Below are 14,332 nucleotides of genomic sequence, written 5' to 3' on the forward strand. Positions count from 1 at the left end.
GCATCGCGCAGTGGCGAACGCCGTCCGCACACCACAGAGGGCTCCCGCCGAACGCGTCGGCGGGAGCCCTCTGTCGCGCAACCGCGCGGGGATCAGCCCTCGGTCGCCGGGAGCACCGTCTCCGGGACCTGCACGGTGCGCAGCACGCCGTCGCCCAGGTGCAGGATGGCCCGCCCCGGGCGGGTCGCGCCCAGGCGGCTGCGGGGGACCTTGACGCCGATCAGTTCGCCGTCGCTCATGTTCTGCGGCTTGAGCAGCAGCCCGCACCGGTTGCGGCGGGCCTCGGTGTGCCAGCCGGAGAAGCCGGAGGAGAGGCGGTCGGTCTGGCCGGCGATCACCAGGCCCCGGCCGGTCTCGGCGCCGGACTTGGCGATCTGGGTGAGGACCGGCTCGGCCTTCGTCTTCAGCAGCAGGTCCGCGTCGTCGAGGAGCACCACCGCCCCGTCGGGCGCGGAGGCCAGGGCCGTCTCCAGGGCCGTGGGGTCGAGGTCGGCGTCGTCGAACACCGCGAGCACGCCGGGCCGTCCGGCGAGGCGGCGCAGCGGCGAGCGGGCGGGGGCCCCGACCACGACCGGGGTGCCGGCCGAGAGCAGGGCCAGCGCCAGCGTCGACAGGACGGTGCTGCGGCCCGAGCGGGCGGGACCGGCGACGAGGAACGTCGGGGTGACGGTGAAGTCCGCTCCGAGCGCGGTGAGTTCGTCGCCGCCGACGCCGGCCAGCGCCCAGCGCGCGGAGCGCCGGGCCGGGACGAGGCGGGCGGCCTCCTCGAAGGTGAGCCGGTCCGGCAGGGTGTCGACGCGGAACGGCCGGGTGGCGGCGGGTAGGTGAGCGGCCCGCTGCCGGCACTGCTCGGCGATCTGCTGGAGCGCCGCGGCCTGCGCCTGGCCCTCCGGGTTGCCGGTGAGGAGCGCGATCTGCACCTCGGCCTTGTCGGCGCCGCGGAAGGCGCGGCCCGGCGGGATCTCGTCGGGCACGTTCCGCTGGGTGATGCCGATCATTCCGTACTCGGACTTCTCGTTCAGCTTCAGCACGAGCTTGTCCTCGGTGGAGTTGTTGACCTTGCTGGAGAACAGCGCCCGGTCACCGGTCATCACCAGGTGGATGCCGGCGCTCGCGCCGTCCCTGAGCAGGGTCAGCACCGAATTCAGCAGGTTCCCGGCGTCGTACTCGCCGAGCTGCTTGTCGAAGACCTCCCACCGGTCGAGGAACAGCACGAGGTGCGGCGGCCGTTCGTCCTCGGGCAGCGCGCGGCGCAGCTCCGTCAGGTCGGCGCTGCCGCGGGCGGCGAGCATCTCCTGCCGCCGGGTGAGCTCCGCCGTCAGCCGGGCGAGCAGCCGGGCCACCCGGTCGGGCTGGGTGCGCTGGGTGACGGCGCCGCAGTGCGGCAGCCCCTCCATGGCCAGCAGCGCGCCGTTGCCGCAGTCGATGCCGTACATGTGCAGCTGGGCCGGGGAGTGGACGCTCGCCAGCGTGCCGGCGAGGGTGCGCAGCGTCTGCGAACGGCCCTGCCGGGGCGAGCCGACCACGTGCAGGTGCCCGAGCGTCGCCGGGTCGATCACCAGCGGGAGCCGGGCCTGCTGTGCGGGCAGGTCCACCACGCCGTACGCGACGGGCGCCAGGTCGTAGTCCGAGGGCGGGACCGGGGGCAGGTCGCCGACGACCAGCTTGTCGGGCAGCGGCGGCAGCCAGGGGCTGTGCTGCGCGGGGATGCCCATCTCCCGGTCCGCGGCGCGGATCGCCGCGACGAGCCCGGTGAGGTCCGTCTCCGCCTCGGCGGGCGCGGCCGCGGCGCGCGGCCGCGCCGGGAGCGGCTCGCCGAGCCGCTCCCAGCCGACCGCCACCGCCCAGGGCGCCGGCAGCGAGGCGGCCGCGGCGCCGGGCCGCCGACCGCCGACCCGGCCGGACTGGAACGGCACCAGGGAGTTCTGGCCCAGGCGCACATAGGCCCGGCCGGGTGTGCTCTGCGAGATCCCCGCGGCCTCCGGGGAGTTGAGGACGTCCTGGCTCTCGCCGGCGTCGGTGACCCGCAGCGCGATGCGCAGGTTGGTGTTGGCGCGGATCTCCGAGGAGACCACGCCGCTGGGGCGCTGCGTCGCCAGGATCAGGTGGATGCCGAGGCTGCGGCCCCGCTGCGCGATGTTGACCAGGCCCTTCACGAAGTCCGGCAGATCGCGCACCATCGAGGCGAACTCGTCGATGACGATGAGCAGCCGGGGCATCGGGGGGCGGCCCGCCGCCGGCTCGCGCTCCAGGAGGTCGACGTAGTCCTCGATGTCCTTGGCGCCGGCCGCGGCGAGGATGTGCTCGCGCCGGGTGAGTTCCGCGGTCAGCGACACCAGGGCGCGCTCGACGAGGTGGGCGTCGAGGTCGGTGACCATGCCGACGGTGTGCGGCAGGTGCACGCAGTCCTTGAACGCGGAGCCGCCCTTGTAGTCGACGAGGACGAACGTCATCGCGTCCGGGCGGTTGGCCACCGCGAGCGAGGCGACCAGCGTCTGGAGGAGTTCGGACTTGCCGGAGCCGGTGGTGCCGGCGACCAGCCCGTGCGGGCCGTCGCGCCGCAGGTCCATGAAGAACGGGCCGTCCAGGGAGACGCCGACGGCGGCCCGGGTCGAGCGGCCGCCGGCCGTCCAGCGCGCCCGGATGCCGTCGGCGCGCGGCGGGTCGAGGGCGAGGACGTCGAGCAGCCGCGCGGACTGGGGGAGCACCGCGGCCTCCTCGTCGCCCCCGCCCGGGTCGCGCAGCGGGCCCATCGCCCGGGCCAGCGAACGGCACCAGTCCGGGGACACCTCGTCGGGCCGGATGCCCCCGACGGTGCCCCGGCCGGAGCGTCCCACCCGCACGGTTCCGCCGGGCTCCTCGGCGACGACGGCGAGGCACTCCTCGGGCAGCAGCCGCTCCTCGGCGTCCAGGCAGACCGCGCGGACGCCGACGGACGGTCCGTCGCGCAGGATCTGCGCCACGCCGGGCAGCGAACGCAGCCTGCGGGCCCCGTCGAGGACGACCAGCACGTCGGGCCCGGCGGTCCGGCTCCGCCGGTCCTCCCGTCCGGCGCGCTCGGCGATCAGCGCGTTCAGTTCGGCGACCCGCCGGGCGCAGGTCTCGGTGCCGTAGCCGATGCTCGCCGGGGTGTCGCCGGACTTCTTGCGCACATGCGGCAGCCAGCGCAGCCAGGACCAGCCGTCCCGGCCCGGACCGCCGGTCGTCAGCAGGTGGATCTGGAGGTCACGGGGGCTGTGGAGGACGGCGGCCTGGGCGATGGCCCACCGGGCCACGGCGCGCGCGGCCGGGCCCTCGCCGGCGATGCCCAGGACGTCGTGCTCGCGCAGCGGCACGGTCACCGGGACGTCGTACGCGGTCCACGGGTCCTGGCGGCGGTGTTCGTCCTTGGTCGGGTCCGTCAGCACCACGTCGGAGGGCAGGTCGGCGGTCCCGATGCGCAGTTCCAGGAAGTCGGCGTCCGAGGTGCGGCGCTCCCACAGGCGGCGCCGGGGGCCGACGGCGGTCAGCACGACCTCGGCCGGGTCCGGGAAGCCACGGCGCCGGGCGGTGCGTTCGGCCGCCAGGGCCTGCTCCGCTTCGCCCTCGATGCGCGCCTTCTTCTCCTCGTAGGCGGCGACCTCGTCGGAGTGCGATTGGCGTCCGTTGCGCCGGCTCATCAGGTAGTTGCCGACGATCACGACCGGGGAGAGCAGCCCGAAGAACAGCATCTGCATGCGGCCGAAGGCCAGCGCCCCGACGCCCGCCATCACCAGCGGGGCGGCCGCGGTGATCCACGGGAGCGGCCGGGCGGCGGGCGTGGCGGGCGGGGAGGGCAGGGTGAAGCGGGTGGCGTTCTCGGCCGGCCGCAGCCGCGGCGGCCGGTTGTAGTCGCGGCCGGTGCCGTCCTCCGAGGGCTGCAGGGCCGCGTCCGGCGTCTGCGGGAGGGCGAGTTCGAGCAGGCAGCCGCCGACGAGGAGCTGTGCGCCGGCCGGCCAGGCGGTGGCCCCGGCGAGGTCCTCGCGGTCCAGCTGCAGGGGGCCGTCCGGCGCGGCCGCGTCGGGCGCCACGCGGCAGCGTCCTCCGGGGCCGACGGTCAGGACGGCGAAGGGACGGTGCGGTACGGCGCGCAGCACCTGGGCGGTGCCGTCGTGCGCCAGTCCGATCCGGTACTCGCCGATGTCGAGCCGGTGCACCGCGCCCGCCCCGGTCCCGCCGACCGCACGGACCTCCACCAGCCCGTCCGGTTCGGCCGACGCGGTGCCCGCCGGGCGCCCCAGGCCCACGACGGCCGCGTGATGCAGCGGCACGTCCCGCAGCCGCAGGTCCGCGGGCAGCAGCCGGTCACCGGCGTACAGGCCGAGGCCCTCCGGGGGCCGGGGGACGCCGCCCGCCCCGGCCAGCGCCTCCGCGACGGCCCCCACGGGCGTGTCGGGGTCGGCGTCGAGGTGGACGTCGAACGCCTCACCGCCCCCCTCGACCACGGTCAACATCAACGACACGAAAACGTCCTCCAGCCGGCGCGAATGGGGGGCCGCGGGAGTCCTGCTCGACGGCTCCCGTGCCACTGAGGGGACCTACGGCGCCCGCCCGCGGATGGTTCACGGGCCCGTCCGCCCCGCGTCCGTGAACCATCCGCGGGCGGGCGCCGTAGTGGCCTTCAGGTACCCGGCACCGCGACGCGCCGCGGTGCCGCCCCCGCTTTTGCCCGTCCCGGCCCCGCCGCCGGGGCGACCCGACAAGGAGTCAGAAGATGATCTGGTACGTCCTGGCCGTGGTGCTGGGGCTGGCGCTGATCGGGGCGGTGGCCGCGCTGATCGTCACCGAGCGGCGGCCCCGCCCGCCGAAGCCCGCCGCCGCCTCGGCCGCCGTCGTGGGGCGCGAGGCGCTGGACGTGGTCGACGCGGGCCTGCGCCGGCTGACGGGCGAGTGCCTGCGCTCCGGCCGGTCGCTGCCCGACCTGTACGCCGTCGTCTACTCCGAGGAGCGCCTCGGACTGCTGCTGGCCGGCCGGGAGGAGTCCGCCCCCGCGCCCTGGGCCGCCGAGGCGGACGGCGAGCGCTGGACGATCTCGCCCGACGACCTGCACCGCCCCGGCCCGGAGGGCGAACCGGCCCTGCCGTACGCGCTGACGGTGACGGTGGGCCTGGACGGCGCCGACCGGGTGCTGGTCGACCTCTCCCGGGCGGCGGGGCCGGTCGCCGTGACGGGCCCGGACGAGGAGGTGCGCGGCCTGGCCGAGGCCGTCGTCGCCGAGGCGCTGGCCGGCCCGGTGGGCGCGCTCGCCGAGGTCACCCTGGTGGGATCCCTGGCCGGTGACGGGTTCCTCGCCGGCGCCGCGCCGCGGACCTCGCGGCTGCACTCCGCGGCCAGCCTGGAGGAGGCGTTCGCCAGGGCGGCGTCGGCGGCCCCGGGAGCGCCGGAGCCCGGCTCGTCCGAGGTCACCCAGATCTTCCGGCTGATCGAGGGCAGCAGCCGGATCGCCGTCCAGGGCGAGGCGCCCCACCTGTTCGTCGTGGACGCCTCACAGCTGCCGCGGCGGGAAGGGGCGTTGGACGGCCTGCGGCGCGGGGACGCGCTGCTGGTGCTCGGCGACGCGCCTGCCGCGTGGCCCTGGCGGGCCGGTGCGGACGGATCGCTCGACACCGGACCACTCGGTCTGGCGATCACCCGGCACGCGGGGCGTTTCGCATGAGTCTCATCCGGCGGCCCGGTCCTGGCCGCCCGCGTGCAGGCCGCGGCTGTGCAGCGCCTCCCGCAGGGCGCGGGCGGCGTAGTACGTGCGCGACTTGACCGTGCCCGGCGGCACGCCGAGGACCCGGGCCGTCTGGTTGACGCTGCGCCCCAGGTAGTGCACGTGCAGCAGGACCTCGCGCTGCGGCGGCCGCAGATCCCGCAGCGCCTCGATGAGCACCTGGGAGGTGAGGATGTGGTCCACCTCGTCGGACACCGGAAGGTGGGCGAGTTCCGGGTCGCCGGTCTCCGGCGGTCTGGCCTGGCGGGCCCGGTGACCGTCGATGACGAGGTTGCGCAGCACGGTGAACAGCCACGGCCGCGCCGAGTCGGCGGTCGGGTCGAGCTCCCCGGCGTGGCGCCAGGCGCGTATCGCGACCTCCTGGAGGACGTCCTCGGCGCGGTGCCAGTCGCCCCCCAGCCGCCGCGCGGCGAACTGCAGCAAGGCGCTGCCGTGGAAGTGGTAGAGGGCTCTGAGGAACTCGTCGGGGCGGAGTTCCGCGGGGCAGGGGCGGGATATGCAGTCTTCGGTCGAAGCGCTGGCCGACAAAGGCCTTTTCCTCTCCGGTCGTCTGTGGGGAAGACGGGTGCGGCCGGCCGCGGGCACGCCGACGGGCGCCGCCGCGAGCGGTCGTCCGCTCCGTACGGCGTGCCCGCCGGCCCGCGGCGGCGGTGAACCCGCCCGGTACCGCCGTCAGCCCGGTTCGCGGGAGGAGAGCGAGCGCACCTCGCGAGCCGTCAGTTCCCGGTCGTAGAGGTGCACATCGGATACCTCGCCCTTCCAGGGGTCGGCCGCCTTCCCGTCGAACCTGCCGCGTCCGATCACCACGGAGCCGGTGGGCCGCACCGTGCTGGTGGCCGTCCTGCTTCCCGCGAGCCGGCCGTCCACGTAGATCCGCATCCGGTGGTCCTTCTGCCGGTAGGTGCCGGTGAGGTGGTACCAGCGGCCGGCCTGCGGCTGCTCGGCCCGGTCGGCGACGGTACGGGCGCCGGTGAAGCTGAACGCGAAGTTCTGGTCCTGGCCGGAGTACTGGAGGTAGAACGTGCTGGCCCGGTCGCCGTCCTGGGACAGCACGGTGTGGAAGCCGTTCATGTCCTCGGGGGCGAGCCGCACCCGTGCGGCGACCGAGTAGTCCTTGCCGGCGGTGTCGATCCGGGTACCGGTGTCCGCGTAGCCGCTGGTGCCGTCCAGCCGCAGGGCGCCGCCCCAGGGGCCGTCGCTCCACTGCCCGCCGTCCTTGACGACGGCGTCGTGCTCACCGGCCTTCGCGGTGCCGGACCGGTGCAGCGGCCACCACCCGACGCCGCGCAGCGACCCGCCACCGGCCCCCGGGCCCGGCGTGGCCGAGCTTCCCCCTGCCTGGTCCTTCCCGGACTTCTCGGCCCCCTGTCCGCGCACCAGTTGGGTGACGACGAAGGCCAGCGCGACGGTCAGTACGGCGATGGTGGTGATGAGCGACCATCTGCGCGTCATGGATCTCCCCGGGACGTACGGCATACAGGTGTCACTGGTGACCACGTGTCCGTTCCGGAAGTGGTTCAACGTTCCCGCAAAGTCTGACAGGCCGTCGGGTGGCCGGACGTGGGCGCCCCTTAATGTGCGGGGCTGCGGGGGAACGTGCGGGGGCAGGCGTTATGGGCGCATCCAGGTGGTTGATCGGGGTGCTCCGGCCGTCCCGGTCCACCGGCGTCGCCCCGGCATGACGAACGGGCCCGGCGGGTGCGCCGGGCCCGTCGTCGGGTGGTGGCCGGTCAGGCGGGCAGGGCCGGGTAGTCGGTGTAGCCGCGCTCGTCGCCGCCGTAGAAGGTGGTGCGGTCGGGCTCGTTGTAGGGGCCGCCGGACGCGAGACGGCGGGGCAGGTCGGGGTTGGCCAGGAACAGCGCGCCGAAGGCGATCAGGTCCGCGGTGCCGTTCTCGATCAGGCCGAGGGAGTCGTGGCCGGTCGGCTCGGGGTGCGTGAAGGGGTTGAGGACGAACGTGCCGGGCCAGTTCTTGCGCAGGCGCTCGGTCAGGCTCCGGTCGGGGCCTTCGAGGACGTGCAGGTAGGCCAGGTCCAGCGGGGCGAGTGCGGCCACCAGGTCCGTGTAGGTCTCCTCCAGGTCCGCCGGGTCCGTCTCGGCGATGTCGTTGAAGGGGGTGCCGGGGGAGATACGGATGCCGGTGCGGTGCGCGCCGATGGCTTCCGCGACGGCGCGGGCGACCTCGACGGCGAAGCGCGTCCGGCCCGCGGCGTCGCCTCCCCAGGCGTCGGTGCGCTGATTGGCGTTCGGGGCGAGGAACTGGTGGATCAGGTAGCCGTTCGCCCCGTGCAGCTCCACCCCGTCGAATCCGGCGGCGACGGCGTTGCGCGCGGCGTCGGCGAAGTCGGCGATCGTCCGCACGATCTCGTCGTGCTCCAGCTCCTTCGGCGTGACGAAGTCCTGGGGGCCCTGGTGGGTGTAGACCTGGCCCTTCGCGGCGACGGCGGAGGGGCCCACCGGGATCAGGCCGTCGGGCAGCAGGCTGGGGTGGCCGATGCGGCCGGTGTGCATCAGCTGCGCGAAGATCACTCCGCCCTCGCGGTGGACCGCGTCGGTCACCTGCCGCCAGGCCGCTACCTGCTCCGCGGAGTGCAGGCCCGGGGTGTCGGGGTAGCCCTGGCCGACCACCGACGGCTGGACGCCCTCGGTGATGATCAGGCCGGCGCCGGCCCGCTGGGCGTAGTAGGCCGCCATCAGCTCCGTCGCGCCGGCCCCCGGCCCGTAGGCGCGGCTGCGGGTCATCGGCGCCATCGCGATGCGGTTGGCCAGGCGCTTGCCGCCCAGCTCGATCGGGTCGAACGCGGTCGTCATGATCATTCCTTTCGTGGCGAACGGGAGGCCGCCCGGCCTGGCGGCGCGCCCTCGGTGTGCGGTGCCCAGCACACCATTACCTGTCCGAACAAGTAAAGCGCCCGCGGTCATCCCGGCCCCGGCGTGAACCACGTCACCCGTCGCTCCACTCCCCCGAAAACCCCTGTTTGACGTACAGATTCCGCCCGGCGGGCACAAGGGGGCCACGGAGCGCGAAGGATGGCTATCCTGGCTGTATCGGCGCCATGGGAGCCGGATCACTGTCCGGCAAAGTTCAGCCGGGAAGGGACAATGACGATCAGATGAGCCGGACGACCAACGGGGACACACCGAGCAAGCCGTCGACATCCGCACCCGCCGAGGCCACGGTGCCGGTGCCCGCCGCCGCCCACGCGGGGCCCGTCAGCCACGCGATCTTCCGCGTGGCCCGCCTGCACCGCATGATCGCCGGGCAGCTCCTGCGCCCCCTCGGCCTCCACCTCGGCCAGGAGCTGGTCATGATGCACCTGTGGGAACTCGGCCCCCAGCGGCAGACCGACCTCGTGCGCCTGATCGACTCCGATGCCGCCACCATGACCCGCAGCATCAAGCGCCTGGAGAACGCCGGCTTCGTCCGCCGCCGCCCCTGCCCCGACGACAAACGCGCCGTCCTCATCGAACCGACCGCCGCCAGCCAGGCGCTGCGCCGCGAGGTCGAACGCATCTGGGCCGAACTCGAAGACGCCTCCGCGGGCGGCCTCACCCCCGACCAGCAGACCGAAGCCCTGCACACCCTGCGCCGCATCGAGGACAACCTCGCGCGGGTGGCGGCCCGTTCGGGGGAGGGTGCCCCGTAGCGGCCCGTTCGGGGAAGGACGCCCCATCGCGGCCCGCCGCGGTCGGCCGGTGCGGTGACGGACCAGGGCGGTGCCGGCGGCGGAACCAGGGCGGTGCCCGCGGCGGTGCCGAGCAGCGCGGCCTTGCGCCATCGGGAAGGGGGACGCGCGCGGGACGTGCTGGACCGCGGGTTGCCGCAGGCGCTGCAGATAGCCACCCGTCGGCATCCGGAGCCCCAGGCCACGGACCCGGGGCGTGGTCGTCGGCGGGAGCACCGCGGGCCGCATGCGCCGGCCCTGCATCGCGTGCACCCGGCCGGCTCGGGCGGCCCTCGCGCAGGGCGCTCGATCGGGCCGCGAACGGCTCCGGGGAATCCGAGCTGCCGCCGCACACCCCCGTCGCGACACCTCCGTTCACCCGACACGCGCCTCGCCCCCGCGATTTCCACGGATGTTTTCGCGAACACCCCGCGCCCGCATTCCGGTTGAGGAAAATGGTGGGCCTCGGCCGAGCGCAGCACCGGCCCGCGGCCCCCGGCGCGCCGCCAAGACCGCCGCTCTGCGGGCCGGTTGCGCTTCTCCTTGCTGCGGAGCCCCTTGTTAGTGAGGCGTTAATGGCTCGCTAGCGATCCCCGACAGAGTCATGTGCGTCCAAGGGCGTCGCTCGGGGGGCGGTGCGGCCTTCGGAATTCGCCCCGCACCACTCATAGGGGAGCACACGATGCAGGAGATGACGCCGGACAGCAGGGGCCGTCGCGCCGGAACAGCCGCCTAGGCGACGCCCCGGGTGAGCCCTGGTACGCCCGGCCCGGCACGGCGCGGATCGGGCAGCCCTGGCACGGGTCGGGCTCCACCGGCAGCGGGAGGCCGAGGAGCACCGGCAATCCGCCGCGGACCGCCGCCGCCCGGGGTCAATTCCGGGGAATTCGGAGCGTAAGCAATGCACAACCCTCCGTGGAAAATTCCGCTTCTCGTGGCCGGAATGGAACCCCGGGGTCTGTCTTCTCATCTCTCTGGGCGTCCCGCTTCTCCGGGCGCCCCGCTCACCAGAACTCCGAACGAATGCAATGGGGACCGTCATGCGTGAAATCAGCCGCCGAGGGATATTCGGGCTCGGAATAGGGGCGGCAGCCGCTCTCTCCGTCGCCGGCTGCACCTCTTCCGGATCGTCGGGCTCCGGAAAGGTCGGCACCAGGCCCGGCCAGACGAAGCAGGGCAAGCCGATAGGCGACGGCTCCACGTCGTACACCGGAAAGCAGCCCAACCAGCCGTCCGCGCCGGAGAAGCTGGAGCCCGGCCAGAAGCCGCCGCAGTTCGTCGTCTTCTCCTGGGACGGCGCGGGCGAGGTGGGCAACGGGCTCTTCCCCCGGTTCCGGAAGCTCGCCAAGGACCACAACGCCTCGATGACCTTCTTCCTTTCCGGGCTGTACACGCTGCCCGAGTCGAAGAGGCGCATGTACCGCCCGCCGAACAACCCCGTCGGCCACTCCGACATCGACTTCCTCACCGACGAGCACATCAAGGCGACGCTGAAGAACGTGCGCGCGGCGTGGCTCGAGGGCCACGAGATAGGCACCCACTTCAACGGCCACTTCTGCGGCGAGAGCTCGGGCTCGGTGAAGCACTGGACCCCCGCCCAGTGGGACGACGAGATCGAGCAGGCCATGTCCTTCGTCACCAAGTGGCGGACCAACACCGGCTTCACCGACGTCGAACCGCTGCCCTTCGACTACACCAAGGAGCTGGTCGGCAGCCGTACGCCGTGCCTGCTCGGGCAGGAAAACCTGCTGCCCACGGCGCGCAAGCGCGGCTGGCGGTACGACGCGAGCTCCCCCGGCGGCCTGCAGGTCTGGCCCGGCAAGAAGCAGGGCCTGTGGGACTTCCCGCTCCAGGGCATGCCGTTCCCCGGCCACACCTTCGACGTCCTCTCGATGGACTACAACATCCTGGCCAACCAGTCGAAGAACTCCACCAAGGCCCCGCCGGCCAACTACCCCGCCTGGCGCAAGCAGGCCACCGACGCCTACATCGGCGGCTTCAAGCGGGCCTACGAGACCAACCGGGCGCCGTTCTTCGTCGGCAACCACTTCGAGCAGTGGAACGGCGGCATCTACATGGACGCCGTCGAGGAGGCGATGAAGCACATCGCCGATGCCAAGCACAAGGACGTCCGGATGGTCTCCTTCCGCCAGCTCTGCGACTGGCTGGACGCCCAGGACCCGAAGGTCCTCGCCGACCTGCGCCGGCTCGGCGTGGGACAGCAGTTCACCGGACGCGGCTGATTCGACGGCGAGGGGCGGCGGGACGGCGGACGGCTGGACAGCGGCACGGCAAAGGGCGCCGTGGGGGCGAGGCGATTTCGCCGGGACGCAGCGGGTGTCACGAGGGTTGCCCTGGAGCCGTTATTTCGATTGGCGAGTGACAGAAAGTCCCGAACTTCCTGGCAGGGCACCGCTTTTCGGTCATAGCGGAGAACGCGGGTACCGGTGCGCGTAGAGTGAATTGGCCGGTGCACGGTCCCGGAAGACCGGACCGCTGCAACGAAATGACGGGATGCCATGCCGTAAGGGGCGGGGTGTATCACCGTCTGCCGAAGGGGGAACGATGGTACATCGCGCGCGTGTGATTCCCGCTGTACTGGGAGCGTTAGCCGTATCTCTTGCGGTGAGTTCGTGCGGCATGACGGCCGAAGAGAAAAGCACAAGCGAAAAGCGGGACTTCTCCTACCCGGGCAAGAAGCTCGCCATCAGGGCGACCAACTCATCAGTGCAGCTGCAGGCCGGCACCGGTGACGGCAAGGTGCGCGTGGAGCGGACGCTGAAGGGGAAGGCCGCGGATCCGGGCAACTCCGCGTGGTCCCTGGACGGGTCCACGCTGACCCTGCGGACCGAGTGCAGCGGTATCTCCCTTTCCTGTGAGGGGAGTTACACGGTGTTCGTGCCGAAGAGCGCGGCCGTGGCGCTGGAGAGCACCGCGGGCCCGGTCCGCGCGCAGGGTCTCGCGCGGCCGCTGGAACTCCATGTCAAGGACGCCTCGGCGGAGGTGACCAACGTTTCCGGGAAACTGGGGATGACGGTGTCGAGCGGCAATGCGTCGGCGACCGGCATCACGTCGGAGGAGTTCTCCGCGACAACGTCCAACGGGCGCGTGAAGGCCACGTTCGGGGCGGCACCGCGGACAGTCACCGCGTCCGCCGCCAACGGGAATGTGAACGTCACGCTGCCGAAGGGCGGAGACAAGTACCGGGTGACGACCAAGGCGACGAACGGGCAGGCGCATTCGTCGGTGCCGAACAGCAAGGGCAGCGACCGGAAAATCGAGCTGACGAGTCAGAACGGCAGCGTGCGGGTGGACCGGGCGGAGTAACGGAGCACAGGCGGGGGCGCGGCAGCCTCCGCAGGAGTGGATGAAGGGCAGGCCGGGGACCGGCGGCGGGTGGCCGGCGGGGCGCCTGCCCTTCGCGGCACTCGTGGGTGGATGGCGCCCGGCATCGCCTCCGCCGGAGGCCGCGCCCCGCACCCTCGTTCAGAGCCGGCGCAGACGCGCGGCGATGCCGTGCCCGACCAGCAGGTAGATCACGGCCGGAAGGCCGTAATTGAGGAAGACCCGAAATCCTTCCGCGTCCATGGTGAAGATGTCCTGTGACCACCAGGCCAGAAAGTCCGCCACGCCTTGCACAAAACCGACGAAGACATTGGCCCGGTTCGCTTCGAGAAGGTAGAGCAAGATCCACAGGCCCAGGAACACGGCGGCGATGTCGGCGATCGTGTGAATGATCAGCGCTGTCCGCCTGGCGGCGGAGCCGTCCCGATGGCGTTCGGAGCGGTAGGGGTCGCTCGGGGCGTAGTAGTCGAAGGGCTGGTTTCCCGGCAGGGGTTCGATGTTGTTCACGGCTTCCCAATCTGACGCGTACGAGACCTTGGCAGCGAGGTGGACACGGCCGGGCGGTTTCGTTTCCTCCTCCTCCAGGGGCATTACGTCGATGGCCGCATACGGGTCACAGGGCACACCCGCATTCCCTTCTGCGCCATGAGTACGTCATTGCGTTACCCGGCCGCCGGAACAGATCCGATATGCCCCGCGAAGGCATTCCCGCTCCACCTGCTCGACCTGCGGAAAGGGGGAACGGCCCACTCCCGGACCGCCGGCCCGCCCAACTCCCGGGCCGCCGGCCCCCCGACGCCCCACCGGCGGCGAAACCCCCGCGAACGCCCCAACCCGAAAGGGAGCCCCTCCGACCGCGACACAGCACGTGAAACCGAAATTCTGCGACACATTCCCTCGGCACGGCGGTCCGGCAACTCTGCGCATTCTCCACACACAAAGGGCACACTCGCAGGTCCGGCGCACACAGGTCACGGGCTGCACACCGCATTTGGGGCTGTTATGCCCTCCGCGCGACCACACCGGCTCCCGCCGCAAGCCGCGGCCTCGGAAAAGTACGTGAAGGAGTTGTCACCATCCGGTCGAAAATCCGGCTCGCCGACATGCCGCGATACCGAAACGTCTGCAGAAATTTCGGACGGATCAGGGTGGCCGAGTAGCCGTGGACCATGGTTTGATCCGCGTCATTCGGAAGTTGCACCTCCGCCGTCCAGGCGGGAGTTGCTCCTTCGCTTCCGGATGTCGGACGACCGTCGAACCGGTTGCATCAGCTCGTCGCCGGGTCGCTCGATATGGCTCAGGATCACCGCACGAAACGAAAGGGAAGGGCCTGCCATGCGTAAGGACGCCATGCCCCAGAACGAGACTCGCGAGATCGCCGACAGCGACCTGGAGAACGTCTCCGGCGGAATTCTCGGCACCGAAAACCTCACGAGCGGTGCGGCCTCCGCGCTGCCCGGCCTGCCCGCCCTGCCCTCCGCGAGCGGCTCGGTCGCGGGTGGCCTGAACGCCAACGTGGGCCCCGTCTCCGGCAACGCGGGCTTCTCCGGCGGCCTCACCGTCTGAGACACCACGCACCAAGGACCACC

The 14,332-nt window shown here is 72.6% G+C and carries 10 protein-coding genes; 5 read left to right on the forward strand and 5 right to left on the reverse strand.

Annotation, left to right across the window (positions count from 1 at the left end; genetic code table 11):
• Positions 1-92 precede the first annotated feature (92 nt).
• Positions 93-4,472, reverse strand: a complete 4,380-nt coding sequence (locus AB0411_RS08040) for an FtsK/SpoIIIE domain-containing protein (protein ID WP_366416919.1) — start codon at positions 4,470-4,472, stop codon at positions 93-95.
• Between the two features lie 260 nt (positions 4,473-4,732).
• Here AB0411_RS08040 and AB0411_RS08045 point away from each other — a divergent pair, with 260 nt between their 5' ends.
• The gene (locus tag AB0411_RS08045; protein WP_366416421.1) at positions 4,733-5,674 is read left to right on the forward strand and encodes a hypothetical protein; all 942 of its coding nucleotides are present in this window, start codon (positions 4,733-4,735) and stop codon (positions 5,672-5,674) included.
• Between the two features lie 3 nt (positions 5,675-5,677).
• On the opposite strand, the gene AB0411_RS08050 is transcribed toward AB0411_RS08045, so the two are convergent.
• The 3 genes from AB0411_RS08050 to AB0411_RS08060 all read right to left on the reverse strand — a co-directional run bounded on the left by AB0411_RS08050 (position 5,678) and on the right by AB0411_RS08060 (position 8,544).
• A complete protein-coding gene (locus AB0411_RS08050; protein WP_366416423.1) occupies positions 5,678-6,262 on the reverse strand; it encodes a sigma-70 family RNA polymerase sigma factor in 585 nt (194 codons plus the stop codon).
• Positions 6,263-6,406: 144 nt separating this feature from the next.
• A complete protein-coding gene (locus AB0411_RS08055; RefSeq protein ID WP_366416424.1) occupies positions 6,407-7,186 on the reverse strand; it encodes a LamG domain-containing protein in 780 nt (259 codons plus the stop codon).
• 278 nt (positions 7,187-7,464) lie between these two features.
• Positions 7,465-8,544 carry an alkene reductase gene (locus AB0411_RS08060; RefSeq protein ID WP_366416425.1) on the reverse strand — a complete coding sequence of 360 codons (1,080 nt, stop codon included), beginning with the start codon at positions 8,542-8,544 and terminating at the stop codon, positions 7,465-7,467.
• A 302-nt stretch (positions 8,545-8,846) separates the two neighbouring features.
• Between AB0411_RS08060 and AB0411_RS08065 the strand changes: the two genes are divergently transcribed.
• From AB0411_RS08065 to AB0411_RS08075, 3 genes are all read left to right on the forward strand, one after another.
• On the forward strand, positions 8,847-9,380 hold the full coding sequence (locus AB0411_RS08065; protein ID WP_366416426.1) for a MarR family winged helix-turn-helix transcriptional regulator: 534 nt from the start codon (positions 8,847-8,849) through the stop codon (positions 9,378-9,380).
• Positions 9,381-10,438: 1,058 nt separating this feature from the next.
• A complete protein-coding gene (locus tag AB0411_RS08070) occupies positions 10,439-11,641 on the forward strand; it encodes a hypothetical protein (RefSeq protein ID WP_366416427.1) in 1,203 nt (400 codons plus the stop codon).
• A gap of 397 nt (positions 11,642-12,038) precedes the next feature.
• A complete protein-coding gene (locus AB0411_RS08075) occupies positions 12,039-12,725 on the forward strand; it encodes a DUF4097 family beta strand repeat-containing protein (RefSeq protein WP_366416428.1) in 687 nt (228 codons plus the stop codon).
• A 159-nt stretch (positions 12,726-12,884) separates the two neighbouring features.
• Here the strand turns inward: AB0411_RS08075 and AB0411_RS08080 are convergent, their stop codons facing one another.
• Entirely contained in the window at positions 12,885-13,250 is a 366-nt protein-coding gene (locus AB0411_RS08080) for a hypothetical protein (RefSeq protein ID WP_366416429.1), read from the reverse strand.
• An 828-nt stretch (positions 13,251-14,078) separates the two neighbouring features.
• Here AB0411_RS08080 and AB0411_RS08085 point away from each other — a divergent pair.
• Entirely contained in the window at positions 14,079-14,309 is a 231-nt protein-coding gene (locus AB0411_RS08085) for a type A2 lantipeptide (RefSeq protein WP_366416430.1), read from the forward strand.
• Positions 14,310-14,332 lie beyond the last annotated feature (23 nt).

The sequence above is a fragment of the Streptomyces angustmyceticus genome (genome assembly GCF_040701845.1).
Lineage (GTDB): Bacteria > Actinomycetota > Actinomycetes > Streptomycetales > Streptomycetaceae > Streptomyces > Streptomyces angustmyceticus_A.